The organism is Pantoea sp. PvP021, from assembly GCF_054056055.1.
Map to the genome: position 1 here is coordinate 343075 of NZ_JBSRXX010000002.1, position 24800 is coordinate 367874.

Annotated in this window: 24 protein-coding genes; 14 read left to right on the plus strand and 10 right to left on the minus strand. The window is 55.6% G+C overall.

Going from position 1 to position 24800, the window contains the following annotated elements:
* Nucleotides 1–5: 5 nt before the first annotated feature.
* Both ACVKSX_RS10755 and ACVKSX_RS10760 read right to left on the minus strand, forming a co-directional pair.
* Nucleotides 6–401, minus strand: coding sequence for a (R)-mandelonitrile lyase (locus ACVKSX_RS10755; protein ID WP_010246880.1), 396 nt, complete (start codon nt 399–401; stop codon nt 6–8).
* A gap of 116 nt (nt 402–517) precedes the next feature.
* Complete coding sequence (locus ACVKSX_RS10760) at nt 518–1534, minus strand: substrate-binding domain-containing protein (RefSeq protein WP_033779911.1); 1017 nt, start codon at nt 1532–1534, stop codon at nt 518–520.
* 424 nt (nt 1535–1958) lie between these two features.
* Between ACVKSX_RS10760 and ACVKSX_RS10765 the strand changes: the two genes are divergently transcribed.
* On the plus strand, nt 1959–2153 hold the full coding sequence (locus ACVKSX_RS10765; RefSeq protein WP_010246886.1) for a hypothetical protein: 195 nt from the start codon (nt 1959–1961) through the stop codon (nt 2151–2153).
* A 473-nt stretch (nt 2154–2626) separates the two neighbouring features.
* On the opposite strand, the gene ACVKSX_RS10770 is transcribed toward ACVKSX_RS10765, so the two are convergent.
* The 4 genes from ACVKSX_RS10770 to ACVKSX_RS10785 form a co-directional block, all read right to left on the minus strand.
* Nucleotides 2627–2881, minus strand: a complete 255-nt coding sequence (locus ACVKSX_RS10770; RefSeq protein WP_010246887.1) for a biofilm/acid-resistance regulator YmgB/AriR — start codon at nt 2879–2881, stop codon at nt 2627–2629.
* 161 nt (nt 2882–3042) lie between these two features.
* Nucleotides 3043–3336, minus strand: a complete 294-nt coding sequence (locus ACVKSX_RS10775; RefSeq protein WP_010246889.1) for a hypothetical protein — start codon at nt 3334–3336, stop codon at nt 3043–3045.
* Between the two features lie 174 nt (nt 3337–3510).
* Entirely contained in the window at nt 3511–3756 is a 246-nt protein-coding gene (ycgZ, locus tag ACVKSX_RS10780; RefSeq protein WP_010246891.1) for a regulatory protein YcgZ, read from the minus strand.
* Nucleotides 3757–4003: 247 nt separating this feature from the next.
* Nucleotides 4004–4297 (minus strand): hypothetical protein, encoded by a 294-nt coding sequence (locus tag ACVKSX_RS10785; protein WP_061902332.1) that lies wholly within the window; start codon nt 4295–4297, stop codon nt 4004–4006.
* Nucleotides 4298–4782: 485 nt separating this feature from the next.
* On the opposite strand from ACVKSX_RS10785, the gene ACVKSX_RS10790 reads away from it, so the two are divergent.
* Genes ACVKSX_RS10790 through ACVKSX_RS10805 form a run of 4 tightly spaced genes read left to right on the plus strand, consistent with a single transcriptional unit; the run spans nt 4783 to nt 8184 of the window.
* Nucleotides 4783–5670 (plus strand): metal ABC transporter substrate-binding protein, encoded by an 888-nt coding sequence (locus ACVKSX_RS10790; RefSeq protein ID WP_407719777.1) that lies wholly within the window; start codon nt 4783–4785, stop codon nt 5668–5670.
* Nucleotides 5667–6482 (plus strand): manganese/iron ABC transporter ATP-binding protein, encoded by an 816-nt coding sequence (locus ACVKSX_RS10795; RefSeq protein WP_010246897.1) that lies wholly within the window; start codon nt 5667–5669, stop codon nt 6480–6482. The genes ACVKSX_RS10790 and ACVKSX_RS10795 overlap by 4 nt, the downstream gene beginning before the upstream one ends.
* Before the next feature lie 2 nt (nt 6483–6484).
* On the plus strand, nt 6485–7345 hold the full coding sequence (gene sitC / locus ACVKSX_RS10800; protein ID WP_010246899.1) for an iron/manganese ABC transporter permease subunit SitC: 861 nt from the start codon (nt 6485–6487) through the stop codon (nt 7343–7345).
* Nucleotides 7345–8184 carry a metal ABC transporter permease gene (locus ACVKSX_RS10805; protein ID WP_022624541.1) on the plus strand — a complete coding sequence of 280 codons (840 nt, stop codon included), beginning with the start codon at nt 7345–7347 and terminating at the stop codon, nt 8182–8184. Before sitC ends, ACVKSX_RS10805 begins: the two co-directional genes overlap by 1 nt.
* A 20-nt stretch (nt 8185–8204) precedes the next feature.
* Here the strand turns inward: ACVKSX_RS10805 and ACVKSX_RS10810 are convergent, their stop codons facing one another.
* Nucleotides 8205–9098 carry a LysR family transcriptional regulator gene (locus tag ACVKSX_RS10810; protein WP_354438653.1) on the minus strand — a complete coding sequence of 298 codons (894 nt, stop codon included), beginning with the start codon at nt 9096–9098 and terminating at the stop codon, nt 8205–8207.
* 439 nt (nt 9099–9537) lie between these two features.
* On the opposite strand from ACVKSX_RS10810, the gene ACVKSX_RS10815 reads away from it, so the two are divergent.
* The 5 genes from ACVKSX_RS10815 to ACVKSX_RS10835 all read left to right on the plus strand — a co-directional run bounded on the left by ACVKSX_RS10815 (nt 9538) and on the right by ACVKSX_RS10835 (nt 15038).
* Complete coding sequence (locus ACVKSX_RS10815; protein ID WP_022624540.1) at nt 9538–10026, plus strand: (2Fe-2S)-binding protein; 489 nt, start codon at nt 9538–9540, stop codon at nt 10024–10026.
* The gene (locus tag ACVKSX_RS10820; protein ID WP_187506746.1) at nt 10023–11015 is read left to right on the plus strand and encodes an FAD binding domain-containing protein; all 993 of its coding nucleotides are present in this window, start codon (nt 10023–10025) and stop codon (nt 11013–11015) included. The genes ACVKSX_RS10815 and ACVKSX_RS10820 overlap by 4 nt, the downstream gene beginning before the upstream one ends.
* Nucleotides 11012–13396: a xanthine dehydrogenase family protein molybdopterin-binding subunit gene (locus tag ACVKSX_RS10825; RefSeq protein WP_187506747.1), complete on the plus strand. Its 2385-nt coding sequence runs from the start codon at nt 11012–11014 to the stop codon at nt 13394–13396. Before ACVKSX_RS10820 ends, ACVKSX_RS10825 begins: the two co-directional genes overlap by 4 nt.
* A 95-nt stretch (nt 13397–13491) precedes the next feature.
* Complete coding sequence (locus ACVKSX_RS10830) at nt 13492–14058, plus strand: nucleotidyltransferase family protein (RefSeq protein ID WP_187506748.1); 567 nt, start codon at nt 13492–13494, stop codon at nt 14056–14058.
* Nucleotides 14055–15038 (plus strand): XdhC family protein, encoded by a 984-nt coding sequence (locus tag ACVKSX_RS10835; protein ID WP_167430111.1) that lies wholly within the window; start codon nt 14055–14057, stop codon nt 15036–15038. Before ACVKSX_RS10830 ends, ACVKSX_RS10835 begins: the two co-directional genes overlap by 4 nt.
* On the opposite strand, the gene ACVKSX_RS10840 is transcribed toward ACVKSX_RS10835, so the two are convergent.
* Both ACVKSX_RS10840 and ACVKSX_RS10845 read right to left on the minus strand, forming a co-directional pair.
* A complete protein-coding gene (locus tag ACVKSX_RS10840) occupies nt 15027–16133 on the minus strand; it encodes an ABC transporter substrate-binding protein (RefSeq protein WP_354438815.1) in 1107 nt (368 codons plus the stop codon). The genes ACVKSX_RS10835 and ACVKSX_RS10840 overlap by 12 nt on opposite strands.
* A gap of 22 nt (nt 16134–16155) precedes the next feature.
* Nucleotides 16156–18276 (minus strand): TonB-dependent siderophore receptor, encoded by a 2121-nt coding sequence (locus tag ACVKSX_RS10845; protein ID WP_354438650.1) that lies wholly within the window; start codon nt 18274–18276, stop codon nt 16156–16158.
* 459 nt (nt 18277–18735) lie between these two features.
* Here ACVKSX_RS10845 and ACVKSX_RS10850 point away from each other — a divergent pair, with 459 nt between their 5' ends.
* Both ACVKSX_RS10850 and ACVKSX_RS10855 read left to right on the plus strand, forming a co-directional pair.
* Complete coding sequence (locus ACVKSX_RS10850; RefSeq protein ID WP_052271325.1) at nt 18736–19626, plus strand: MurR/RpiR family transcriptional regulator; 891 nt, start codon at nt 18736–18738, stop codon at nt 19624–19626.
* A gap of 204 nt (nt 19627–19830) precedes the next feature.
* Nucleotides 19831–21804, plus strand: a complete 1974-nt coding sequence (locus ACVKSX_RS10855; RefSeq protein WP_354438649.1) for an autotransporter outer membrane beta-barrel domain-containing protein — start codon at nt 19831–19833, stop codon at nt 21802–21804.
* A gap of 145 nt (nt 21805–21949) precedes the next feature.
* Here the strand turns inward: ACVKSX_RS10855 and sfnG are convergent, their stop codons facing one another.
* Nucleotides 21950–23035 (minus strand): dimethylsulfone monooxygenase SfnG, encoded by a 1086-nt coding sequence (sfnG, locus tag ACVKSX_RS10860; RefSeq protein ID WP_336999088.1) that lies wholly within the window; start codon nt 23033–23035, stop codon nt 21950–21952.
* Nucleotides 23036–23346: 311 nt separating this feature from the next.
* On the opposite strand from sfnG, the gene ACVKSX_RS10865 reads away from it, so the two are divergent.
* On the plus strand, nt 23347–23817 hold the full coding sequence (locus ACVKSX_RS10865) for a GNAT family N-acetyltransferase (protein ID WP_336999087.1): 471 nt from the start codon (nt 23347–23349) through the stop codon (nt 23815–23817).
* A 103-nt stretch (nt 23818–23920) separates the two neighbouring features.
* On the plus strand, nt 23921–24799 hold the full coding sequence (gene rluF, locus ACVKSX_RS10870) for a 23S rRNA pseudouridine(2604) synthase RluF (protein ID WP_033768811.1): 879 nt from the start codon (nt 23921–23923) through the stop codon (nt 24797–24799).
* Nucleotide 24800 lies beyond the last annotated feature (1 nt).

The window sequence follows — 24800 nt, forward strand, 5'->3', positions numbered from 1 at the left end:
CTGATTTAGCGCTGATATTGCTGATCGCTGACCTGCTCCAGCCAGTCAACCGGCGAGCCGTTCAGTGACTCAGCGATAGCAATATGCGTCATGGCGTTATCCGGCGTTGCACCGTGCCAGTGCTTCACATTTTCCGGGATCCAGACGATATCACCGGTGTTCATCACCTGAATGGCTTCACCCTCACACTGAATCCAGCCCTGGCCATGCGTGACGATCAGGGTTTGCCCGAGTGGATGGGTATGCCATGCGGTGCGGGCACCCGGTTCAAAAGTCACCGTTGCGCCACCCACGCGGGCGGGTTCTGTTGCCTGGAATGGTGCATCAATCCGAACCGTGCCGGTAAAATATTCAGCAGGTCCTTTACGCGAAGGCAGCGATCCGTTGGCGATAATTTTCATTACTCACTCCTGTTGTTAACGTGTCATGCACAGTGTAACCGGCAAGCCGGAGCGTGATTAGCCCGCTCAGTCGGCAAATGGTTATGAGCAGGGCTCATTAATTGCCTGACAGTTTTTCAGGCTGTCATGTTGTAACGGGTGATGATGTTAATTTTAGAGTAGGGTGCGGCCGGTTCTGAGGCGGGCAAAAATCCATGAAACGACAGCAGCGTTCTGAAAGCGTGCAGCGCATCAAGCTGTAAATTATGCTCGATTAATGCATCAATTTTACCGGCCTGCAGCAGTGCACGATTCTCACGATCGAGATCGTGACCAATAAAAGCGTTAACCGTCCGCTTTTGTTCGGCAAAAGCGCGCAGTATGCCGGGATTACCGCCACCGACTGTGTAGACCGCATCTGCATCCGGATGGCTCTGCAAGAACTGTGTCACCGACTGCTGCATCCGGGCGTCAATGCCATAACCGCCTGCTACCACGCTCACCTGATGCTGGGGCGCAAACTCCTGCATTGCTCGCTGAAATCCCTGAATTCTCTCCTGTTCGCCAATGAAATCGTGACTGCCGGTCACAGCCACAATATGTGAACGACTCACCCGCAGCCATTTTGACATCAGAAAAGCCGCCACTTTACCGGCATCAAAATTGTCCATGCCGATATAGCGCAGGCGCGCGCTGCCGGGCAGGTCACTCATCATGGTGACCACCGGAACGCGTTGTTTCAGCAGTGATTCAAGGGTGGGATGAAGTTCACCAGAACAGGCTGCCTTAAGAATGACGCCGTGACTATGCAACGCTTTTTTATTCAGCAGCGCGTTAATCGCCTCCGCAGTCAAATTCGCGCCGAAGTGGAAACGCAGCTGAAGTTTAAAGGCAGTAAAACTGGCAATCTGACTGCTGAACGCCTCACGTATCAGTGGCTGAAAGCGGTCAGGTGTATGCATGATGACGTCGAAATAGATCGTTCTTCCCCTGGCGAGTCCCGCTTTTTGCATCAGTTCCAGGTCCGCTATCGCCTGCTGGATTCGGTGCTGGGTTGTGGCATGCACGTTGCCGCGCTGATGCAGTGCCCGGTCGATGGTCGCCAGACTGAGTCCCGACTGGGCAGCAATCTGTTTCAGGGTAAATTTAGCCATGTGCTGCTCGTGACACCAGAGGATGACGATAGTTTTATCATACTGCTGGCCATTGTCAGATGATCATTTGTGAAAGGCTGGTCAGAACATATCAGGCCGGGAAAGCTGCCGCGCAGGTTATCGCAACAAACAGTGAGTCGTAAAAGTGTTTATAACACATTCAGCCAAAAGTCTGTTTCCGCGATATATAACTATCCAACTCTCAATATACATGGGCATAAATAGATTACAGCGGTTGCTACCACGTTTTGGCTATTTATAGCTTCAGGGCTGCATGGGGTGAAAATAAAGCAAGATAATATTCTGAGGTTGTATAGTTAATAACCTGTTTGCCGCTTCGCTTATATTTCCCGCTTGACGGCTTTTTTGTTTTTTGGCTCCCGCTAATGATAGACTGTATATGCATACACCATCGGGAGGTCGTGTGAAGTACGACAACGATAATGAAATCCGTGCGCTGGTTGGTGCGGTAGTCAGTGATTTGATCAAGGCGGGAGAGCCGGTTCATTTCCACGACATTACGGACGCGCTGTTTCGCCTGAGCGAAGAGACGCGTGACAGCAGGCTGAAAGCATTGTGTCAGGAAGCGATAAGCTTTTTCACTCGTAAGATGCATTAAGGTTGCCAGGCCTGATGCCGGGCGTTGTCCCGGCCTGTGTCATGATAGCGTCCCTGCTACCGTTGACATCGGCGAGCATAAGAGGCTTTGCATATTGCTCGCAGCCTTTAAAAGGGATTTTACTGTGAGTCGGTCGTTTCTTTTTTATTCAGCGTGACGGTTGATGACAAAATTAAAAATGTCAGTCAGATCCTTCTGTTGATTATTCATTATGGGTAGCGAATTTCAGGTAAAGAAGTGCATCTTTTCATTGGCAGGTATTATTAAACCTGAATGATCATCCTCTGGCATGATTGCAAAAAGCAATATCGTCGGGATCAAATCCCTGCCACATCATTAACCTGCAAAAGAATTTTTATATCGGATAATTTCTGTGTGGCATATCGGGTATACAGCAAAAGTGAGGGATGGAAACAAAAGCGGGCGAGGGGGAAGAGTATCCTGCGTTACCAGAGGTAACGCAGGATGGCGTATCAGATACCGGTATCGTCTGGCGTGCGGCCAACCACGATTTCCAGCGTTTTGCGTAACACATCCAGCCTGACAACATCTGAAGTACATTCCAGTTCCGCGATCAGATAGAGGATGATCGCTTTATTGGTTACACGTCCCTGATCAGCAACAATGTCACGAATCACTGCGCCCAGCAGTTCAGTTTCCGGAGCAAGCTGATCGCCTGCGCTACGGAAGTAGTCAATGATTGAAGAATCTGATGATGAATGCTGCATGATTTTTCTTTCTCTGAGGAAAATGGGTCAGATGCAATGGTTGAAGTCAAAAACGAGTGTAGGCGCAGTTTTCGTTTTGCCCAGCCCGCCTTAAAAATTCTGTTCAGGTCTGCCGCTTCGCTTAAAATTAGCCGCATGTATCAGGTACGCAGTACGCTCAATCAGTGCTTTTTCGAACCCTCAGGCGGGCCATCACTGTTCATACGATGAGCCGTGTTATCACGTTCGGCACCGTCGCCCTGCACGCGTTTGCGCGCGGCAACCATACCATTACGGACTTCAGTGATGGCTTTGCGAATCACTGACACTTTCACGTCGTCGTCAGCATCAGCAGCCATCAGTTCGAGCTGTGCGATTAAGGCATTGCTGGATACCGGTTTGTCTGACTTGAGTAATGTCAGAACGGCTTCGCCGATCATGACATCTGTCAGTTTCTCATCTTCACTTCTGTACATACTGGCTTCTCTGATTGCGAATCAATGGCCATGCTGCGGGTCCGTATGCGTCAGCGGGTGCGACCTGGCGCACCCGATACGGGAAGCAGTACTGGGCTTTATTGCTAGGGTAGATCTTCCTGGGTGATGGCTGAAACAGGCGTCCTGATTAACATGCACGACCGTGAGAGGGCATTAATCTTCGCGACGAAACAGCATCGCAATGAGTTCATGCAGATGACTCTCTTCTTCTGGCGTGGCAGCCAGTTCAAGGCGACTCAGCAGTTTACTACAAATCGTTTTCCGACTAAGGCTATGACCTGCGCGCAGAATTTCCACCACAACCGAACCCAGCGTCTCCTGTTGCGACGGTGAGCTGGCCTGATTGAAGTAACGGGCAATATCGCTGATCGTTTCCGGGGCTTGTCCGTTCTGACGCATGTTGTTGTCCTCAGGTGGTTTAAATGTATGCACTCTGGATGCGCAAGTTATACATCTTTGCAAAACTTGTACAGAATTTTGGATTTTTGGGATTAATTTTTTTGTGCAAAAAGTGCTAAGGCTTTTAAAACAGGGTGTTACGAGGAGTTTGTAGCGAGGTAAAAATTGTACCAGATTCTTGTATCATTAACACCCCAGCGACGCTCCGACCTGAATATTAAGGCCGGAGAGGAACGGCAGACTTGGGTTAGTGTTTAAAGAAGATGTCATCAGCAGAGACGGGAGCAGCGGGCTCTTTGCCAATGGTTTTGGCAAGCCAGTTCGCCGGGGCGGTGCTGCGAGAACCGATGGTTTTGAACCCCATCAGCCATTGAAGCGCATGCTGCATCTGCTCAAGGCGACTCTCATTAACTTCAGAGTCAGCCATGACCTTTAGCTCATTAATCAGCAGTTCAACATTCACTTCCTGACCGGCATTAAACAGGTTCATTGCGGCTTCGCCAATGATGACATTCGCTTTTTCGTCGCTGGAAAAATACAAATTATCCTCCTGGGTGATTGCGGTAAGTAACATTAACTGTAGCAAAAAAATTTACGAAGCTTAATCAATTCAGCCTATCAATAAGATTATTTTAATTGTCGGTCTGCTGTGCGTGTCATGTGGGTGACGCCCGGTGTCAGAACGCTGTTCGGTTAATTGCACAGCCAGGATGGCCTTTTTGTAATCCTGTTATCGCTTTTGCAGTTTACGCAGCCGGGTATAAGAAAGGCGTAAAACCCGGTTATAGCTATACGTCACGCTTTCCATAAACTTCCCATCATTGAAATTAAATTTTTACATATCAACAAGTAAAGCGACTCGCTTACAAAACTTCACGTTCGGGCCCGGACGCTGAAGAAACTTCACAACCCTTCGCTGTTACAAAGGTATAGCCTGTGCTATAAAAAATAGCCTATGCTAATTATGTTCTGTTTTTAATCACCTCTGGAGATCGCCCTATGGTCCCGAAAAGAAAAATAACCATAATGCTACTGAGTGCGCTACTGACAACCCTGATGGCGACCAGCAGCTATGCAGCAGAAAAATTTAAGGTAGTGACGACGTTTACGGTCATCGCTGACATGGTAAAAAACGTGGCGGGCGATGCGGCCGAAGTCACTTCCATTACCAAACCGGGTGCTGAAATACACGAATATCAGCCGACGCCCGGCGATATCAAACGGGCGCAGGGTGCGCAGTTAATCATGGCGAACGGGCTTAATCTCGAACGCTGGTTTGAGCGCTTTTATCAGCATCTGGATGGGGTGCCGGAAGTGATTGTCTCTGCCGGGGTAAAACCGATCGGTATCGGCGAGGGGCCTTATAACGGTAAACCAAATCCGCACGCCTGGATGTCTCCGGACAATGCGCTGATCTATGTCGATAATATCCGTGATGCGCTGGTGAAATATGACCCGGCGCATGCGGAGACCTATCGTCAGAACGCAGCCGCCTATAAGCAAAAAATCACCGCAGCGCTGGATCCGCTTCGCCAGCAGATTGCCGACATCCCGGAGGATAAACGCTGGATGGTGACCAGCGAAGGCGCATTCTCCTATCTGGCTCGCGACCTGGGCATGAAAGAACTCTACCTGTGGCCTGTAAATGCTGATCAGCAAGGCACGCCGCAACAGGTGAGAAAAGTGATCGACCAGGTGAAGAAAAATGCTATTCCAGCGGTGTTCAGTGAAAGCACCGTGTCGGATAAGCCAGCCCGCCAGGTCGCGCGGGAAACGGGTGCGCATTACGGTGGGGTGCTTTACGTCGACTCATTAAGCAACGCTCAGGGACCGGTGCCGACCTATCTGGATCTGCTCAGAGTCACCACGGAGACGCTGGCGCAGGGCATTAAAGCGGGAGAGAAAGCGCAATGACAGACACCATCGTTGTTTCGGATGTCACCGTGACCTATCGCAACGGTCACACCGCGTTGCATGATGCCAGCTTCAGCGTGCCGGGCGGATCGATTGCGGCGCTGGTGGGCGTCAATGGCTCAGGTAAGTCAACCCTGTTCAAAGCGCTGATGGGCTTTGTCCGGCTCGCCAGCGGCAGCATCTCAGTGCTCGGCATGCCAACTCGTGAAGCACTGCGTCAGAGTCTGGTCGCATATGTGCCGCAGTCGGAAGAGGTGGACTGGTCTTTTCCGGTGCTGGTGGAAGATGTGGTAATGATGGGTCGCTACGGTCATATGGGCCTGCTGCGTCGACCGAAACCGCACGACCAGCAGATTGTCAGTGATGCGCTGGCGCGGGTCGATATGCTGGATTACCGCCATCGTCAAATCGGTGAACTCTCCGGCGGACAGAAGAAAAGGGTATTTCTGGCGCGCGCCATTGCCCAGCAGGGCAGCGTTATCCTGCTGGATGAGCCGTTTACCGGCGTGGACGTTCAGACTGAGGCCAGAATCATCAGCCTGCTGGGTGAGCTGCGCGATGAAGGCAAGACCATGCTGGTCTCAACGCATAATCTGGGATCGGTCACGGAGTTCTGCGATTACACCGTGATAGTCAAAGGCACCATTCTGGCCAGCGGCCCGACGCGCACCACCTTTACCGCCGCCAACCTTGAGCGTGCATTCAGTGGGGTGCTGCGTCATGTGATGGTGAAAGGGCTGGACGATCAGATTATCACCGACGATGAGCGGCCTTTTATTGCGCCACGTACGGCACCTGAAGACGGAAACTGACCATGGAACTGTTACTGGAGCCTTTTGGTTATCACTACATGCTCAACGCGATGTGGGTCTCCGCCATGGTCGGCGGCCTGTGTGCGTTTCTCTCCTGCTATCTGATGCTCAAAGGCTGGTCGCTGATTGGCGATGCGCTGTCGCACTCCATCGTGCCGGGCGTAGCGGGTGCTTACATGCTGGGACTGCCCTTTGCGCTGGGCGCGTTTCTCTCAGGTGGGCTGGCGGCGGGCAGTATGCTGTTACTCAATCAGCGCACCCGCTTAAAAGAAGATGCAATCATCGGCCTGATCTTCTCCTCCTTCTTTGGTCTGGGTCTGTTTATGGTGTCGCTCAATCCGACCGCGGTAAACATTCAGACCATTGTGCTCGGCAATATTCTGGCGATTGCGCCCGCAGATATACTTCAGCTGGCGCTGATTGGCGGGCTGTCGATCATCATTCTGCTGTTTAAGTGGAAGGATCTGATGGTCACCTTCTTTGATGAGAATCACGCGCGCGCTATCGGACTGCGTCCTGAACGACTGAAAGTCCTCTTCTTTACCCTGCTGGCAGTCTCAACCGTGGCGGCGCTGCAAACCGTCGGTGCATTTCTGGTGATCTGTCTGGTGGTGACGCCAGGCGCGACGGCCTGGATGCTCACCGACCGCTTCCCGCGTCTGCTGATGATTGCCGTAGCGATTGGCAGTATCACCAGTTTTCTCGGTGCGTGGGCGAGTTACTACCTGGATGGCGCAACGGGCGGCATCATCGTGGTGGCGCAGACGTTGTTGTTCCTGCTGGCGTTTGTCTTTGCGCCCAAACATGGCTTGCTGGCTAACCGGCGTCGTGGCCGCCATCGTCCCGAAAAGGAGCCTGGCTGATGTGGATCTTTGAACCTTTCCAGTTCGCTTTTATGAACAGTGCGTTGCTGATTGCGCTGGTGGTGGCGATCCCCTGTGCGCTGCTGTCGGTCTTTCTGGTGCTGAAAGGCTGGGCGCTGATGGGCGATGCCATGAGCCATGCGGTATTCCCCGGCATCGTCCTCGCCTGGATGGCCGGGCTGCCGCTGGCGGTGGGTGCGTTTGTCGCAGGTCTGTTCTGTGCCGTTGCCAGTGGATTTGTGCAGGACAACAGTCGTATCAAGCAGGATACGGTGCTGGGAATCGTCTTTTCCGGCATGTTCGCGGTGGGATTGATCCTCTATATCGCCGTGAAGCCGGAGGTGCATCTTGATCACATTCTGTTTGGTGACATGCTCGGCATTACGGGCGCTGACATAATTCAGACCTCGCTTATCGCAGCGGTGATCGTTGGGGTCATTGCGGTGAAATGGCGTGATTTTATGCTATTCAGTTTTGATCCGCAGCAGGCGCAGGTCTCTGGCTTACCCGCACGCTGGCTGCATTATGGGCTGCTCTGCATGGTCTCGCTGACCATTGTGGCGACGCTGAAAGCAGTAGGGATCATCCTGTCGATTTCCCTGCTGATCGCGCCCGGTGCTATCGCAGTTCTGCTTACCCGCCGCTTTTCACATGCGCTGCTGGTGGCGGTCGTGGTGTCGGTGCTGGTGTCGCTGAGTGGGGTCTATCTCTCGTTCTTTATCGACAGCGCGCCAGCACCCACGATCGTGGTGCTGTTTGCACTGGTGTTTATCGTGGCGATGGTGATTTCAGGCCGCAAAACGCGACAGCTTGAACGACAGCGGCTTAATGCCAGCTGACTGGCTATCGCGGCTGTCTCTCAACCGCGATAGCGCACCGCATCAATCAAGCGTGTAAAGGCGCTGGTGTGCTGTCTGCGGCTGGGATAGTAAAGATAATAACCCGGAAAAGGCTCACACCAGTCAGCCAGCACCTGAACCAGACGGCCACTTTTAAGGTGTTCCGCAACGCTATCCTGCGGCACATAGCAGATCCCCATCCCGCTCAGTGCGGCATCAATGCGCGACGCGAGATGATTAAAAATTAACTGACCCTGCGTTTTGACCCTGATCTCCTTGCCATCACGCATAAACTCCCAGTTATAGAGGCCACCCAGCGTCGGCAGCCGCAGGTTGATGCAGTTATGATGCTGTAAATCATAGGGAGTCTCAGGTCTGCCGTGCTGATCAAAATAGCTGCTGGCTGCCACCACGCACATATTCCAGTCCGGCCCGATGCGCACCGCCACCATATCCTTTTCGACCTGCTCACCCAGTCGCACGCCCGCATCGAAACGGCCGCTGACAATATCGGTCAGACTGTTATCCACCGACACTTCAACATGGACATCGGGGTATTGCTGAAGAAAGGGCCTGAGCAGCGGCCAGAGTGTAGAGGTGAGCGCATGTTCGCCTGCGGTGATACGAATGTTGCCGGAGATTTTACCCTGACTGTCAGTGACATTGACCAGTTCAGACTCAATCTCGCTGAACAGCGGGGCGAGGGTAGTGATCAGCCGTTCACCGGCTTCTGTCGGGGCAACGCTGCGAGTAGTGCGCGTCATCAACCGGACGCAAAGACGCTCTTCCAGAGCGCGAATCGCGTGGCTCAGTGCCGACTGCGACACACCCAGCTTCGCCGCTGCCCGGGTAAAGCTGCGCTCTTCTGCTACCACCACCAGATAGATTAGATCGTTAAAATTTTCTTTCAGCATAGGCCCTCTGACCTGTTTGATCGGTTATCCCGGTCGGGACAGGCCGATTTATCGACGTTAACTACGGCTTCGCTACCCGACCTGCTATCAGACCCGAAATTGCCTTTCAGGGTTACACATTTCGCGGCAGGATTAATGAGGCGGACAGATAAACCCTATGAACGACGGCTATAAAAGCTTTTTTTAATAAAATTAATAAAATCATTTAGATGAGCGTTGTATGAACACATATTTATCCCGATTCAACCTCGCTCCGCCATTCAGATAACACTTACTTTTCCCGGCTTCCCCGCAAAATTGCCAAAAAGCTGCTAAACCTTAAAGCAGAGATACGCGCGTAAAGATTAGGGTTATCACGATTTTCCCCCGATTCGAACCCCGTCAGAACTAAACCTATAAAAAATTAAATCTTTTGGCCCCCAACAATGGGAAGCAGACAATGTCGGAAAAAATATCGCTAACAATGCAGGTTAATGGTCAGTCGCAGCAGATGCAGGTCGATCCCCGTGTCACCCTGCTTGATGCGCTGCGTGAGCATCTTAACCTGACCGGCACCAAAAAAGGGTGCGATCAGGGGCAGTGCGGTGCCTGCACGGTACTGATTAATGGCCAGCGGGTGCTGAGTTGCCTGACGCTGGCGGCTCAGGCGGATGGCGCCGAAGTGACCAGCATTGAAGGGCTGGCTTCCACCGAAGGTGAGCTGCACCCGGTGCAGCGCTGCTTTATGGAGAATGACGCCTTCCAGTGCGGCTACTGTACACCGGGTCAGATTATGTCCGCCGTCGCCTGCATCAAAGAGGGCCATGCGGGTTCAGAAGATGAGATCCGTGAGTATATGAGCGGCAACCTTTGCCGCTGTGGAGCATATCCGCACATTGTGGATGCGATTAAACAGGCCGCAGCAGAGATGGCGAAGGAGTCCGCATGAATGAATTCAGCTGGAAAGTTGCGCAGTCGCCTGAGGAAGCCGCAGCTCTGAAACAGCAGCCTGGCAGCCAGTTTCTGGCAGGCGGCACCACACAACTCGATCTGATGAAGTGTGGGGTCTTCACGCCGCCGCAGCTCATCGGCATCACTGGATTGACCGGGCTTAAAAACCTGGAGTTTGACGACGATAAGATCACGGCCGGCGCGCTGGTCACCATGAGCGGCCTGGCGGATCATCCCGCCTGCCAGCAGAACGCGCCAGCCATCTACGGCAGCCTGTGGCAGGCCGCGTCACCGCAGATTCGTAACATGGCCACGCTGGGCGGTAATTTACGCCAGCGTACCCGTTGCGCCTATTACCGCGATCCGGCGACCTTTTCCGCCTGCAACAAACGCAATCCGGGTTCCGGCTGCGCCGCACTGGATGGCGTTAACAGCAATCATGCCATCCTGGGCGCCAGCGACAGCTGCATCGCGGTCTATCCCGGCGATCTGGCGGTGGCGCTGGTGGCGTTTGACGCCATCGTGGTCCTGCAGAATCAGCAGGGCGAAACCCGTCGCATCGCGATTGATGATTTCTTCCTGCTACCGGGTGACACACCTGATCGTGAGCACGATCTGCGCGATGACGAAATTATTGTGGCCATTGAAGTGCCGCAAACCGAGTCACTGCGGCACTCACACTACCTTAAAGTCCGTGACCGCAGCTCTTATGAGTTTGCTGCAGCCAGCGCGGCCGCAGGCTTCACGCTGGAGAACGGCGTGATGCGTCAGGTCCATATTGCGCTGGGCGGCGTCGCCACCAAACCCTGGCGGGTCAGGTCGGTGGAGCAGGCGCTGGAGGGCCAGCCGTTTAATGAAGAGACGGTCTTCCAGGCGGCAGAACGGATTACTCAGGAGACGCAGGCGCTGACCCACAACGCCTATAAAGTAAAACTGGCGCCGCGTGTGATTGCACGTGCGCTGATGGCAGCAGGAGAAACCGCATGAGTGACGTAAATGACAAATCACGTCGGGAGTTACTGAAGGCGACGGCGGCGATCTCAGCGGCGGGCAGCCTGGGGCTGAGTATGCAAAGCGCCAGTGCCAGTGATACTGCCACGGCGGAACCAGAAACCACCGATCCGATAGAGGGACTGGGTGCCGGGCGCTCGCGGGGTGACGGCAAAGTAAAAGTCACCGGTGAGGCGCGGTATGCGGTAGAACATCAGCCGGGAAATCCGCTCTATGGCGTGGTGATCCAGTCTACTGTTGCCAGCGGCCGTATCAGCCGGATGTCGACGGAAAAGGCGCAGCAGGCCTCGGGTGTGGTGGCGGTTTATACCCATCTGAATAGCCTGAAGATCAACAAACCCACCGCGATTGCAGACGGCGGCGCGGCGCAGTCAACCTATACCCCGATTCAGGACGATGTGATTATTCACAACGGCCAGAACATCGGTCTGGTGGTGGCAGAGACGTTTGAGCAGGCGACGTATGCCGCCTCGCTGGTGGAGATCGACTATGAAACCTCGCCCGCACTGATTTTTGCTACCGATGAGGGTGTCGAACCGAAACCGGTATCGAAACAGGATATCGATATGGGCGATGCACAGGCGGCGATGCAGCAGGCCGAGGTGCGTCTGAGCCAGCGCTATACCACGCCGCGCGAATACAATATGCCGATGGAACCGCACGCCTGTGTCGCTGAGTGGCAGGATGGACGCATTACCGTCTGGGAGCCAAGTCAGTGGGTGGCAGGCGCGCAGGTGGAAATCGCCGAGTGGATGGGCATTGACGTTGAAGATGTGCGGATTATTTCGCCCTATGTCGGCGGGGGATTTGGGTCCAAGCCGGTGCCTTACACCCACGTCGCACTGGCCAGTGTGGCATCACGAGCGCTGAAGCGTCCTATCAAAGTGTCGCTGACCCGACCGCAGACCTTTACTGGTCTGGGCGGACGTCCCGCCACCTCGCAGCAGCTGGAACTGGGTGCCTCGCGTGACGGCAAAATCCAGGCGATTATCCAGCGCAGCTTCAGTGAAACCTCATTAATCGATGTATTTGCTGAGAACTGCAGCAAAGTCACCGCCCGCATGTATGCGGTGGGCAACGTCTCCGCCCAGCATCAGGTCAGGCCGATCAATACCGTGACGCCAGGCTGGATGCGGGCGCCAGGTGAAAACCCCAGCGCCTTTGGCTTGGAAGTGGCGATGGACGAGATGGCCTATGCCCTGAATATCGATCCCCTGGAACTGCGTCTGCGCAACTGGGCGGACAAAGATTATCAGCTCGATCTGCCGTGGAGTTCGCGTCGCCTGAAAGAAGCCTATCAGAAAGGGGCTGAGGCCTTTGGCTGGGATAAGCGCATTATGACGCCGCGGTCGATGCGCGAAGGGCGTGAATTGATTGGCTGGGGCATGGCCTCTGGCACCTATCCGGTCAACAAACTGCCTGCTGAGGCAAAAATCATCCTGACCCCACAGGGTAAATTTGTGGTGCAGTGCGCCGGTGCGGATATCGGCACCGGGACCTATACCATCCTGGCGCAGACCGCTGCCGACATTCTTGGCGTCGCCTCTACCACCATCGAGGTTCAGCTGGGTGATACCGAGCTGCCGCGTGCCGGTGTCGCAGGTGGATCGCAGCTGGCGGGCAACGTGACCGCGGCGGTGAACGATACCGCCAGACGAATGCGCGACCAGCTGCTGAAACTCGCCAGCGAGCTGCCACAGTCGCCACTGAATGGCACCCCCGCATCTCAGCTCACGCTGAAAGGCGACGGGGTTCAGCATAATCTGCGCAGCGGTATGGCGGTCTCATTTGCCCGGCTGGCAAGCCTGGCACCGGCGGAGAGTCTGACGGTGAAAGGCGGCACTTTCCCGGACGATCTGTCACAGAGCGAGCGCGACAAGATGGTGCGCAACCTTAATGACATGAGCCGCCCTGAAAAATTCTCGGCCCACAGCTGGAGCGCGCAGTTTGTGGAAGTGCGGGTCGATGAAGATTTCGGCACTATCCGGGTCAAACGGATGGTGGCGGCGCTCGACAGCGGTCGTCTCTACAACCCTAAACTGGCGCGCAGCCAGTGGATTGGCGGCATGATCATGGGCGTCGGTCAGGCGCTGATGGAAGAGGGCATCGTCGATCCACGCAATGGTCGGGTGATCAACAACAACCTGGCGGACTATCTGGTGCCGGTTAACGGTGACATCCCGAGCATTACCACCATCAACGTTGGCGAGCCCGATTTTGAGGCGACCACCATGGGCGGTAAAGCCGTGGGTGAGCTGGGTATCGTGGGCGTGGCGGCAGCGATCAGTAATGCGGTGTTCCATGCCACCGGTAAGCGGGTGCGCGACTTACCTATTACTCTCGATAAGATTATCTGAGCCTGTTCCTGACCTGCTGCCAGCAGGTCGATGTGAGGATATGCGGGCGCGGGCTGAAACCTGCGCCCGTTTTTCACGCTTAGCGGAGAGAAAGAGTGAAGATAGCGTTGATTGTGCTGGCCGCCGGGCTGAGTCGCCGTTTTCGCCAGCAGGCGGGCGGGCATAAGCTGCTGGCCGACCTGGATGGCAAACCGGTGCTGCAACGCACGCTGGAGCAGGCCGTTGCCAGTGGTCTTGACCTGTTTGTGGTCACGCGCCCGGACGCCGCTGCACTTAAGGCGCTCTGCTCGCAGGCTACCCTGGTGCTGTGTGACAGCGGCGGGCTGGGCGAATCGATCGCCGCAGGTGTCAAAGCCAGCCGTGACTATGACGGCTGGCTGATTGCGCTGGGCGATATGCCGTTTGTCACGCCTGAAAGTTACCGCGCCGTCAGCGCTGCGCTGGCTTACGCGCCGATCGTCAGGCCGTGGATTGACGGCAGGCCGGGCCATCCGGTGGGCTTTCAGAACCCCTGCTACCCGATGCTGAGCACGCTACAGGGCGATGCCGGGCCGCAGGCGGCGGTGAAGTCACTCGCCGTCCGGCTGCCGCTTCAGGATCGCGGCTGTTTGTGTGATATCGATCTCCCTGCTGATCTGCAGTTAATAAAGGAATTTTCATGATTACGCTGGATCAACGTGTGATTAATGCGGCACTGAGCAGCTGCCTGGCGGGTCAGCAGGTCTGGCTCTGCACGGTGCTGCGCACCTATGGATCTTCGCCGCGCGCGCCTGGCACCCTGATGACGGTCAACGAAACGGGTGCTTACTGCGGATCGCTGTCGGGCGGCTGCATTGAAGAGGACTTTCTGGCGCAACTGGCGGCAGGAGCCTATCGCGCCAGCAGTCAGCGGGTGCGGTACGGTGAAGGCGGAATGCGTCCTGACGTCAGCCTGCCGTGCGGCGGCAGCCTGGAGATCGTCATTGAGTTTCTGCCGCCCGATGATGCCACGCTGGCGCTGCTGACGGCCATGCAGCGCGCGCTGAGCGGACAGCAGCCGATGGTGAAAATGATACGACCCGGCGAACGTGCGCAGTGGGAAGTGCTCGCCCCTGACAGGGTGTTGCCTGCGCTGGATGCCAGTGAACAGCAGATGTTACTGCCGGTTGGTGCGATACCGGAACTGCTGATCGCGGGCTACTCGACTGTGGCATATGAGTGCATCCGGCTCGGGCAGATGCTGGGATTTCACGTGCGGGTCTGTGAGCACCGACCGGAGATGCTGACGGAGCTGGAGAGCCACTTCAGCGCTGCGGACAACGTGACGCTGGTGTCACAGCATCCGGCGCGCTGGCTGGAGCTGAACGGCGCGCATGCAGCGGTGGCGATTGTGGCACTGACCCACGATCCCCGCATTGATGACCTGACGATGATGGAGGCGATCGCGACACCCGCGTTCTATATCGGCATCATGGGCTCGGCGAAAAATAGCGAGAAACGACGGGCGCGACTACAACAGATCGCCGGCATGGATCGTGCCGAACTGGACCGCATCCATGCGCCCATCGGCCTGCCTATCGGCAGCAAAACCCCGGCGGAGATTGCGCTGTCGGTGATGGCCGATATCGTCCGGGTGAAAAATCGCGGGCTATCAGCCGCCTGAGTCCGGCGTCGCCTTCGGTGCGAGCCGATAGAGGTAGCTGCCCGAATAGGGGATCGGCAGGAAATCCTGGAACAGCTGCCGCAATGTCTGTTCAGGATCGACATCGCGGAACAGTTGCGGATAGAGCGTGGTGGCGAAGAATTCTGTCGCTACCACGTGCCACGGACTGAGGTAAAAGTTGTGCCAGATTGCCCCGGCATGACCGTCCCGCAATGCCGTCAGCTGCTTCAGCGCATTCTGCTGACCGGTCAGCGCCAGCAGGCTCTGCCGGGTCTGCGCTGTTGTGACGGCGGGGCCGAGTTTTAAGGCTCCCGCTTCATCGGCGCTGCCGGTGCCGGTGGCGAAGTAATAGTCTGGCTGTGCCGCAATCACACTCTCCTCACTCAGCCGTCCGAACACGCCTTTGATCTGCTGACTGGCGATGTTGTCGCCCCCGGCAAAGCGCAGCAGCTCACCCAGGTTGCCATTCACCGACGTCACGCAGCATTCACTGCGCCGCCCGAGATGCAGCTGCAAAAGAACTTTAGGTTTAGCACCGTGATAGCCCGCCAGTCGGCTCTCAATGCGCTGCATGTGGCTGCGGTAAAAACGATTGAAGTCAGCAGCCCGCTGGGGCTGATTCAGCACCTCGCCCAGCAGGGTCATGCTGCGCTCGGTATTTTTCAGCAGCTCAACCCGCAGATCGATCTTCACCACCGGGATATGCGCCGCGCTGAGCATCTTCTCCAGCACTGCTCCGCTTTCACTGCCGCGCGCCAGCTGCGGCAGGATCACCAGGTCCGGTTTCAGTGCGATCACCTGTTCGGGATTCATGTCATTGACGCCATCCAGACCCAGTACCGGAATGTCCTCCATCTGCGGAAACTTACTGGCAAAAATCTGCCAGGTCTGGGGATCATACTTTTTCAGATCCTGTGGCCAGCCAGCGATATGCTGCAGCGGATTGCCGGGCGTCAGCAGCGCGACGCTGTAGAGCATCCGGCTTTCACCCAGCACAATACGCTGCGGATGGTCGGGTATCTCTACTTCGCGGCCGGTGATGTCGGTCAGCGTGCGGGCTTGTGCGCCAGCGCTGGCCAGTATCACGCTCAGCATTAATAACGCACAGCGCAGCGATTTAAAATTCAACACGGGCCTGTACCATCAGATTGCGGGTTTCACCTTCACGGACGCGCAGGTTGCCGCCGCTTGAACTATAATAGTGCTGGTTAAACAGGTTATTGATGTTCAGACGCAGCTGCGTTTTTTCACCGAACAGGCGGTTGTTCCATGCCACGAAACTGTCTGCCACCACATAGTCGGGCAGGGTGAAACTGTTATCGGGATCGCCTGCACGGCTGCCGACATAGCGTGCACCGCCGCCGAGCCGGAACGAGCCGGGCAGGCTGCTGATTTGCATCTCATGACTGAGATAGAGCGCACCGGCATGGCGCGGCGCATTCTGCAGACGATTGCCATTGTTATCCGGATTAACCCGGTCATTAACGATCTCTGCCTGATCATAGCTGTAGTTCGCGCTCAAATCCCAGCCGGGTGCAATTTCGCCGTTCAGCTCAAACTCAGCGCCGGTCGATCGGGCTTTATCAATGGCCCGCGTGCTGCCATTAATATTCAGCGACATCGCTTTTTCGTCTATCCGATAGAGCGCGACGGTGGCGAACATTTTCGGCGAGAGTTGCCATTTACTGCCAACCTCCCAACTGGTGCCCTGTTCCGGTTTGCCGACATTGCCCTCATCATCCACGTCGGTTGACGGGGTGAACGACTTACTGACGCTGGTGTAGAAAGAGAGATCAGGTGTGAGTTTGTAGATCACCCCCGCCTGCGGCAGAAACTTATTACCCTCATCATTCAGGGTTTCCACCTGCGGATTAAAGCCGCGCGAGGCGCGCTGTTCATAATGCTGATAACGACCGCCCAGCACCACAATCCAGTCGGGTGACAGAGAAATGCTGTCTTTGGCGTAGAGTGACCGGCTATGAATGCGGTTCAGGTTATTGGCGGCTGCGCTATTTTCCGTGCTGGCGTCCGTGACCGGTGACAGCAAGTCATATTCAGGCGTGAAATAGTTGAACTGGCGGTTGACCTTGCCCTGATACTGATGGGCACGATAAGTCTGGTTCATCTCATAGTCGGTGCCCACCACCAGCGCGTGCTGCATACCCAGAATTTCGGGATTACCCAGCAGATCCCAGCTCAGATATTTGGTTTTGTGGTTAAACCCGCGATTGGCATCGGCGCGACGTGTGACCACGCCGCTGCTGGCGTTCACCGCCGTCACGCGCACTTCATTGTTGTCATAGCGCCGCTGGTTCCAGCCCAGGGTTAACCGGGTGCGCCACTCATCATTAAACTGCCAGTCATAGTGGGCATTCAGGGTTTTGTTATGGCCCCAGGCGTGATTGGCTTTGTCATCCAGCCGATCTTTATAACCGATGTCGATTGGCTTGCCGTCAATGAAGGCCGTGCCGCGATCGTAGGGAATGTCATAGCGGTAGTCGGCATAGCTGATCAGAAAACTTGCCTGCTCGCCATACCATTGCAGAGAGGGTGCCAGCAGTGTGTGCTCTTCACTGCCAAAGTTGCGCCAGTAATCCTGATTCTGCTTTTCGGCGATCAGGCGGAAGGCGAAGCCGTTGCCCAGCGGACCGGTGACATCCAGGGTGCCCGCACCGCCACCTTCACTGGCGTAACGTCCGCTGACGCTGGAGTGCCAGCTGTATTGCGGCTTTTTGCTGACCACATTGATAATGCCGCCCGGATTCTGAATGCCATACAGCAGCGAGGAGGAGCCTTTCAGCACCTCAACCCGCTCGGTCGTGGCATCGAAATTCAATCCCTGACTGCTGCGAATGCCATCCCGGTAGATGGAGCCATCGGCGTTGCTGCCAAATCCGCGTCGTACAAAGCCATCTTCGGTGCCAGCCAGCGTGTTCGCTTCGGTCACACCGCTGACGAAGCGCATCGCATCCGCCAGTGAGCTTGACTGGTAATCGTCCAGTTGCTGCTGCGTGACCACGCTGACCGACTGCGCCTCATCGATCCGCGCGGTCGGCATTTTACTGGCAACGCTACTCTGGCTGGCGCTGTAATTTCCCTCTGAACTGGCATCCGCGGTCACGGTCATATCCGGGGCGCTGTCGGTTGCTGCATTGACCTGTGGCAGCATGATGCTGCTGCAGATCGCCACGACCAGAGCGGGGTGCCGGGCCGGATATCGTGAGTCTTTGTTTTTCATTTTTCTTTTCGTATCTGAAGCAAAGGACCTGACGACTGACAATCTGTCTGTCTTGCAGGTCTACCCTGGAGGTGTTCTGCAATATGCAGCGTTTAAACAGAGGAGATCAGTATCAGGCCTTCAAGGTCATTATGCCGGCCGGACGACAACCTTTCTCATCTGTAATTGAGAATCATTCAAACATCCGCTATTGTAGTAGTAAACATAATTTGAATAGAAATGGCTACATTATTGCCGTGTCGTTTATCGCTGCAAAAAGATTGGCTGGAATTTTTATCCTATTGAAAATAATGAATATATTTTTATATGAAGGTGAGGGGTTTGGTTAAATCCACATCTTCTTCAGGTGAAATATAAAACAGCATGACGTTTTTACTACATCTCCCGGCCCTTAAACTCTCCATTTAGCCAGACCAGCGATGAGTCTTTCACACATTTAACCCCAGTTGCAGGTGCAGCATGAAACAGAGCAGGCCCGTTAAAAACAGAGTGGATGTGGTGGCAGAACGTCTTCGCGCCCGTGAAAAGCAGCTTTCACCCCGCCTGCTGGCGGTGGCGCGTTATATCGATCAGCAGCGGGAAACGGTGCTGGAGAGCACCGCGATGGAGATCGCTGTGGCGAATCACACCTCTGATGCCACTGTAATCCGCGCGATTCAGGCGCTGGGCTTTAGCGGGCTACGCGACCTCAAACAGACACTTAAGGCCTGGTTTGGTCCTTCGCTGACCTCTGAAGATAAGATGATTACCACCGTCAGTGAGGTGACCAGTGATGTGAACAGCGCCATCGACTTTGTGCTGGAGGGCCACCGTCACGCCTGTGATGTGCTGTCGCAACCGCAGAATCGGGTGGCGGTAGCGGATAGCGTGGCGCTGCTGGGCGAAGCGCGGCAGGTCGCTATTTTTGGCATCAACGCCTCAGGTATTCTGGCGGACTACAGCGTGCGGCTGCTGAATCGTATCGGTCTGCCCGCCTTTTCCCTTAACCGTGCCGGAATTGCGCTGGCAGAGCAGATGCTGGCGCTACAGCGTGGCGACGTGCTGATCATGATGGCGCAGCAGTCGGCGCATCGGGAAGGGACAACCGTGGTGCGTGAAGCGAAGCGGCTGGATATACCGATAATTCTGCTGACCAACGCCACCGACTCCTTTTTCGCCCGCGAGGCGGATGTCGTAATCAATGTGCCGCGCGGCGGCGAGAAGGGACGCATTCCCCTGCACGGCACGATTATGGTCTGTCTGGAGATGCTGATCCTGTCCGTTGCCTCAACGCTGCCACAGCGCACCGTTAAGACGATGAAACGTTTACAGGATCTTAATCGCGGCCTGAAGCCCGCCAGCAAAAAGTAGCCAGTGTAACGACACCGTGGTGGGTTCCCGGTATTTCACCTGAACCAGCAAGGCTGATCTTTAAGTCAAATTTCTCCGCTTTGCGAGCGCGATCCCGTATTTTCTGCCACCCCTTTCCTCAGCCGTCTACGCTTACAGCTTGCTGCGCCAGCCGGTGCGGTTCTTACTCATACTGACTTTCATTTGATTTGTGCGGAGCTGCTGATGAAACCCCTTCACGCGCAATACCTTTTCTGCTGTGCCACCCTGAGCCTGCTGTCGCCGCTCCCTGCGATGGCCTGGAGCGACCTCACCGTCTTTGGCGATAGCCTGAGTGATGGCGGGAACGTCGGGCGCTTTACCTATGATGGCGCGACCCATCCGCTCTATGACGAGATCGTAGCGCAGTCGCTAGGTGATAACCTGCGCCCTTCATCGCAGGGCGGAAGTAACTATGCCGAAGGTGGCGCAGTTGCGGTACCTGCAATTAATCCCCTGTTTAACACTCAGGATCAGCTTGATAACTACCTTGCGGCGCGAGGCGGACGAGCTGATTCGGACGGTCTCTATATTCACTGGATTGGCGGCAATGATTTAGCGGCGGCGGCTCTTGCCCCTCTCGCTGCCCGGCAGATAGTGGATAACAGCGCCAGTGCAGCGGCCTCACAGGTCAGCCGGTTGCTGGATGCCGGAGCCGGAACGGTGATTGTACCGACGGTACCTAATGTAGGGGCAACGCCCGCCCTGCTGCAGGCGATTCTGCAGGTGCCTGGTCCAGCGGCACAACCTGCCACGGCGGCGCTGTTTCAGTCGCTGAGCACCACCACTACGCCTGACCGTGCCGCAAGAGAGCAGGCGATTGAAACCGCGCTTGGCGAGGCGGCCGGACAAATCTCTTCAATTCCGCTGATCCGGGATGCCATTGCACAGCAGCTGATTGCCGCCTGGCAGTTACTGAGTCAGGAGGCGGCGGCCCTCACCGACCGTTACAACCAGGCTGAAGAGCAGGGGCTGGTGACCGCACGCGGGAACATCGCACGAGTGGATATCAATGGCCTGTTTAATGAGGTGATCGATAATCCGGGCCTGTATGGACTCACGAATACGGCCGGAATGGCCTGTCCGCCAGGTGTCTCGGCGATGGACTGCACCTCCTCGACGACAGGATTTTCGCAGTCACAGCAGTATCTGTTTGCAGACAGACTGCATCCCAGCCCGGCGGTCCATGCGCTGATCGCCGATTACATTCAGTCGGTGCTGAATGCGCCGCTGCAGGTAGCTGCACTGAGTCAGGCGCCGTCGATGCTGGTGGGCGATGCGCGCAATACGCTGGATGGACATCTGCAGCAGCAGCGTCAGCAGCCCGCTAACGCCGGGGAATTTACGGTTTTCGGCGGTTATGCCGGGCAGCAGCGTGATTTCCGCGGCGACAGCCTGCAGGATGGCGATGCGACCAGCGCCAGCGGCACCGTGGGTGTGGGCTATCAGCTGACCGATCACTGGCAGGCCGGTGCCATGCTCTCTACGACCTCGCAACGTCAGGATCCCTCGTCGCGCTTTGATTACCGTTTACGCGGCAATCTGGTGGCGCTCTGGAGTCAGTTGAATTATCTCGATCGGGGATGGATTAATGCGGACGCCCATTATGCGGATCTCGACTTTTATGATATTGAGCGTCAGATCAGGCTGGGACCGGCGACCCGCACGGAAAAGGGCAACAGCAACGGTAAGATGCTGGGAATGCGGCTGCAGACCGGCTGGGATTTGCCGCTGGGTAGCTATGTTTCTACTGGCCCGGTGGCCAGCTATGCGCTCGACTACACCCAGGTCGATGGCTATAAAGAGGAGGGCAACAGCAGCACCTCAATGCGCTTTGGCGACCAGACGCTGCACTCTCAAATCGGCGCAGTGGGCTGGCGTATCGACAGCAAAGATTTGCTGATCAATCCCTGGGCGCAGGTCAGCTACAATCACCAGTTTGGTGACAGCGATTCGGCGGTGACCGCCGGACTGAAATCGACCCGCACCGCCTTTACCCGCAGCAGCGATTCCAGTGATGATAACTGGATCGATATGGCGGTGGGTGCGAGCGTGCCGCTTGGCACCTCGGTGAATGCCTTTGCGGGCGTCTCGGCGGTAACAGGCAACAGCGACATGCATCAGGTGACATGGAACGTCGGGCTTAACGCCCGCTTTTAACGGATCTGCTTTGCGGAGTGAAAAGCCCTGCAGACGTTGTCCGTCGCTCTCATAATGATAGCGGCGGGCGACGTTGCAGCAGATCTGAGCGTTCATCACACCCCGGATGCAGTCGGGTATAACTCTCTTCTGTGGCGTACCTTTTTCACGCTTCGATCAAAGCCTGCGCCTCCAGTTCGCGGACCCGCGGTATCACTTCGCGGCCAAAGAATTCGACCTCTTCATGAAAGTGCAGAAATGCCAGCAGCAGCAGATCCACACCGGTCTGCTTCAGTTCGATAATGCGTTCAGCAATCTGCTGCGGTGTGCCAATCAGATTGGTTTTAAAGCCGTCGTTGTACTGCACCAGATCCTCAAACGACGATTTTGCCCAGTTTCCCTCTCCTTCGGGTGAGGCACTGCCTGCATTTTTGACCTCATGCTGAAAGCCTTTTACCGCATCCGGGTTGGCTTTGCTGATGATCTCATGAAGCACCGCCTGCGCCTGCTGTTCGCTCTCGCGGGCAATCACAAAACCGTTCAGCCCGATTCTGACCTGATGCTGATGACGTCCGGCTTTTTCACGGATATCCGCGACCTGCAGACGGACACCGTCCGGGGTATTACCGTTGGTAAAATACCAGTCTGACACCCTGGCGGCCATGTCGCGCGCCGCGCGTGAACTGCCACCCTGGAAAATTTCCGGGAGCGGTGACAACGGCTTGGGTTTCATCACGTAATCGCGGAAGCGATAAAAATCGCCGGCAAAGCTAAAACTCTCTTCACGCCAGATGCCGCGCAGGCAGCGAATAAACTCTTCTGAACGCAGATAGCGCTCTTCATGATCGAGCCAGGGTTCACCAATTGCCTTGAACTCGCCCCGGAACCAGCCGCTGACAATATTAACGGCGATGCGTGGACCATAAAGATGGCTGATAGTGGCAATCTGCTTTGCCGCCAATACCGGATTCCACGGGCCGGGAAGCAGAGCGGCAATCACTTTTAATTTCGAGGTGTGACTAAGTAAATCCTGCGAGAATGTGACCGATTCATGCTGATTATCTGCGCCATATCCTGCAGTAAAGCGAATCTGCGTCAGCGCGTAATCAAAACCCGCCTGTTCAGCGATCTGCGCCAGTTTGCGGTTGTATTCGGCATCCCAGCGGGTACGCTGCTCTATCTGACTGATCACCAGTCCGCCCGAGACATTCGGCACCCAGTAGGCGAACTGTAAAGGTTGGTTCAGTGACATGGTTTTCTCCTGGCATATAGCTGGATTAATGGAATAGTTAAATCTTCCAAACTTTCAGATATAAAAGAAAAGACCAAGCAGTAACCATGCCAGAGATTAAATAATTGAAGTTAAAGGATTAAAATCCAGTTTTGCATAAGCGAGCTGTTGCAAATGCAGCAACTCAGAAACAGCACGGTTGCTGATGCAGCAGCGCTTCATGACCGCGCGTAACTGCGGCGAGGCCAGGGGCACTGAACCCGGCGGTATTCGCAGATAGCCGCAAAGCGATGTGATAACGTAGCGGTTCTGTTGCAGAGCCGGAGGGCACTATGATTGTCAGACAGGCATCGCCCGAAGAGGCGCACCATTTATGGAACATCAGAAATCTGGCCATCCGTCATGGCTGCCAGCATGCTTATCCACCCGACGTGCTCGCCGCCTGGACGCCAGACTGCATGCCCGCCAGCTTTCCCGCAATGATCCGCATGAATCCCTTCTTCGTGATTGATGGTCCGGACGACGTACCGGTTGCTATGGGATCGCTGGACCTTGCCGCCGCCAGCGTGGAAGCCATTTTTACCCTGCCTGGGTTCACCGGACAGGGAATGGCGGGCCTAATCATCAACACCATCAAAGCGGAGGCGCTGCAGCGTGGCTACCGCCGGTTGACGCTCGCGTCGACGCCGAACGCCGTGGGTTTTTACCAGCAGCATGGCTTCCGGCCGCTGGGCGAAAGTTTCTATCCGTCAAAGCTGGCGGGCAGCGATTTGCGCTGTACTGAGATGGCGATTGATCTGTGAATGCCCGCTGCCGTCAGGCTGGCGAAGCAGGGCAAAAGTTTCCGGTGCAAAGACTTCGCAAGCCCCCGCCGGTAAGGTATAGTCCGCGTTTTTTGGAGGAATCATGCTGACTGACTCATCAACTCGTCTTAATAAATACATCAGCGAGAGCGGCATCTGCTCCCGTCGTGACGCCGATCGTTACATCGAGCAGGGCAACGTTTTCATTAACGGCAAACGCGCCACTGTAGGCGCGCAGGTATTTGCAGGCGATGTGGTGAAGGTCAATGGTCAGCTTATCGAGCCGCGCGATGAAGACGATCTGGTGCTGATTGCCCTGAATAAACCGGTGGGGATTATCACCACCATGGAAGAGGGCGAGCGCGATAACATCAGCGATTTCGTCAATCACAGCAAGCGCGTCTTCCCGATTGGCCGACTCGACAAAGATTCTCAGGGCCTGATTTTCCTTACCAACCACGGTGATCTGGTCAACAAGATCCTGCGGGCCGGTAACAACCACGAAAAAGAGTATGTCGTTACGGTCGACAAGCCGATCACCGATGAGTTTATTGCCGGAATGAGCGCAGGCGTGCCGATGCTGGGCACGGTGACCAAAAAGTGCAAAGTGAAGAAAGAAGCGCCGTTTGTCTTTCGCATCACGCTGGTCCAGGGGCTGAATCGCCAGATCCGCCGTATGTGTAAGCATTTTGGCTTTGAAGTGACGAAGCTTGAGCGCACCCGCATCATGAACGTCAATCTCAAGGGATTGCCGCTGGGGGAATGGCGCGATCTCACTGACGACGAACTCGTTGAGCTGTTTAAACTGCTGGAGAACTCCTCTTCAGAAGATAAACCAGCGAAGAAAGCTAAAGCTCCGGCGAAACCGGCCGCCGCCAAAAAACCGCAGAAGAGTGCGGCGAAACCCGCTGAAAAAGCGGATGCTAACGGTGCCTCACGCAAGCGCTTTGTACAGCCGGGACGTAAGAAGAAAGGGCGCTAAT

Bases quoted from the DNA above. Each gene is read 5' to 3' on its own strand.
- ACVKSX_RS10755 (WP_010246880.1), bottom strand. From the start codon at position 401: ATGAAAATTATCGCCAACGGATCGCTGCCTTCGCGTAAAGGACCTGCT.
- ACVKSX_RS10760 (WP_033779911.1), bottom strand. From the start codon at position 1,534: ATGGCTAAATTTACCCTGAAACAGATTGCTGCCCAGTCGGGACTCAGT.
- ACVKSX_RS10770 (WP_010246887.1), bottom strand. From the start codon at position 2,881: ATGCAGCATTCATCATCAGATTCTTCAATCATTGACTACTTCCGTAGC.
- ACVKSX_RS10775 (WP_010246889.1), bottom strand. From the start codon at position 3,336: ATGTACAGAAGTGAAGATGAGAAACTGACAGATGTCATGATCGGCGAA.
- ycgZ (WP_010246891.1), bottom strand. From the start codon at position 3,756: ATGCGTCAGAACGGACAAGCCCCGGAAACGATCAGCGATATTGCCCGT.
- ACVKSX_RS10790 (WP_407719777.1), top strand. From the start codon at position 4,783: ATGCTACTGAGTGCGCTACTGACAACCCTGATGGCGACCAGCAGCTAT.
- ACVKSX_RS10795 (WP_010246897.1), top strand. From the start codon at position 5,667: ATGACAGACACCATCGTTGTTTCGGATGTCACCGTGACCTATCGCAAC.
- sitC (WP_010246899.1), top strand. From the start codon at position 6,485: ATGGAACTGTTACTGGAGCCTTTTGGTTATCACTACATGCTCAACGCG.
- ACVKSX_RS10805 (WP_022624541.1), top strand. From the start codon at position 7,345: ATGTGGATCTTTGAACCTTTCCAGTTCGCTTTTATGAACAGTGCGTTG.
- ACVKSX_RS10810 (WP_354438653.1), bottom strand. From the start codon at position 9,098: ATGCTGAAAGAAAATTTTAACGATCTAATCTATCTGGTGGTGGTAGCA.
- ACVKSX_RS10815 (WP_022624540.1), top strand. From the start codon at position 9,538: ATGTCGGAAAAAATATCGCTAACAATGCAGGTTAATGGTCAGTCGCAG.
- ACVKSX_RS10820 (WP_187506746.1), top strand. From the start codon at position 10,023: ATGAATGAATTCAGCTGGAAAGTTGCGCAGTCGCCTGAGGAAGCCGCA.
- ACVKSX_RS10825 (WP_187506747.1), top strand. From the start codon at position 11,012: ATGAGTGACGTAAATGACAAATCACGTCGGGAGTTACTGAAGGCGACG.
- ACVKSX_RS10835 (WP_167430111.1), top strand. From the start codon at position 14,055: ATGATTACGCTGGATCAACGTGTGATTAATGCGGCACTGAGCAGCTGC.
- ACVKSX_RS10840 (WP_354438815.1), bottom strand. From the start codon at position 16,133: ATGCTGAGCGTGATACTGGCCAGCGCTGGCGCACAAGCCCGCACGCTG.
- ACVKSX_RS10845 (WP_354438650.1), bottom strand. From the start codon at position 18,276: ATGAAAAACAAAGACTCACGATATCCGGCCCGGCACCCCGCTCTGGTC.
- ACVKSX_RS10850 (WP_052271325.1), top strand. From the start codon at position 18,736: ATGAAACAGAGCAGGCCCGTTAAAAACAGAGTGGATGTGGTGGCAGAA.
- ACVKSX_RS10855 (WP_354438649.1), top strand. From the start codon at position 19,831: ATGAAACCCCTTCACGCGCAATACCTTTTCTGCTGTGCCACCCTGAGC.
- sfnG (WP_336999088.1), bottom strand. From the start codon at position 23,035: ATGTCACTGAACCAACCTTTACAGTTCGCCTACTGGGTGCCGAATGTC.
- ACVKSX_RS10865 (WP_336999087.1), top strand. From the start codon at position 23,347: ATGATTGTCAGACAGGCATCGCCCGAAGAGGCGCACCATTTATGGAAC.
- rluF (WP_033768811.1), top strand. From the start codon at position 23,921: ATGCTGACTGACTCATCAACTCGTCTTAATAAATACATCAGCGAGAGC.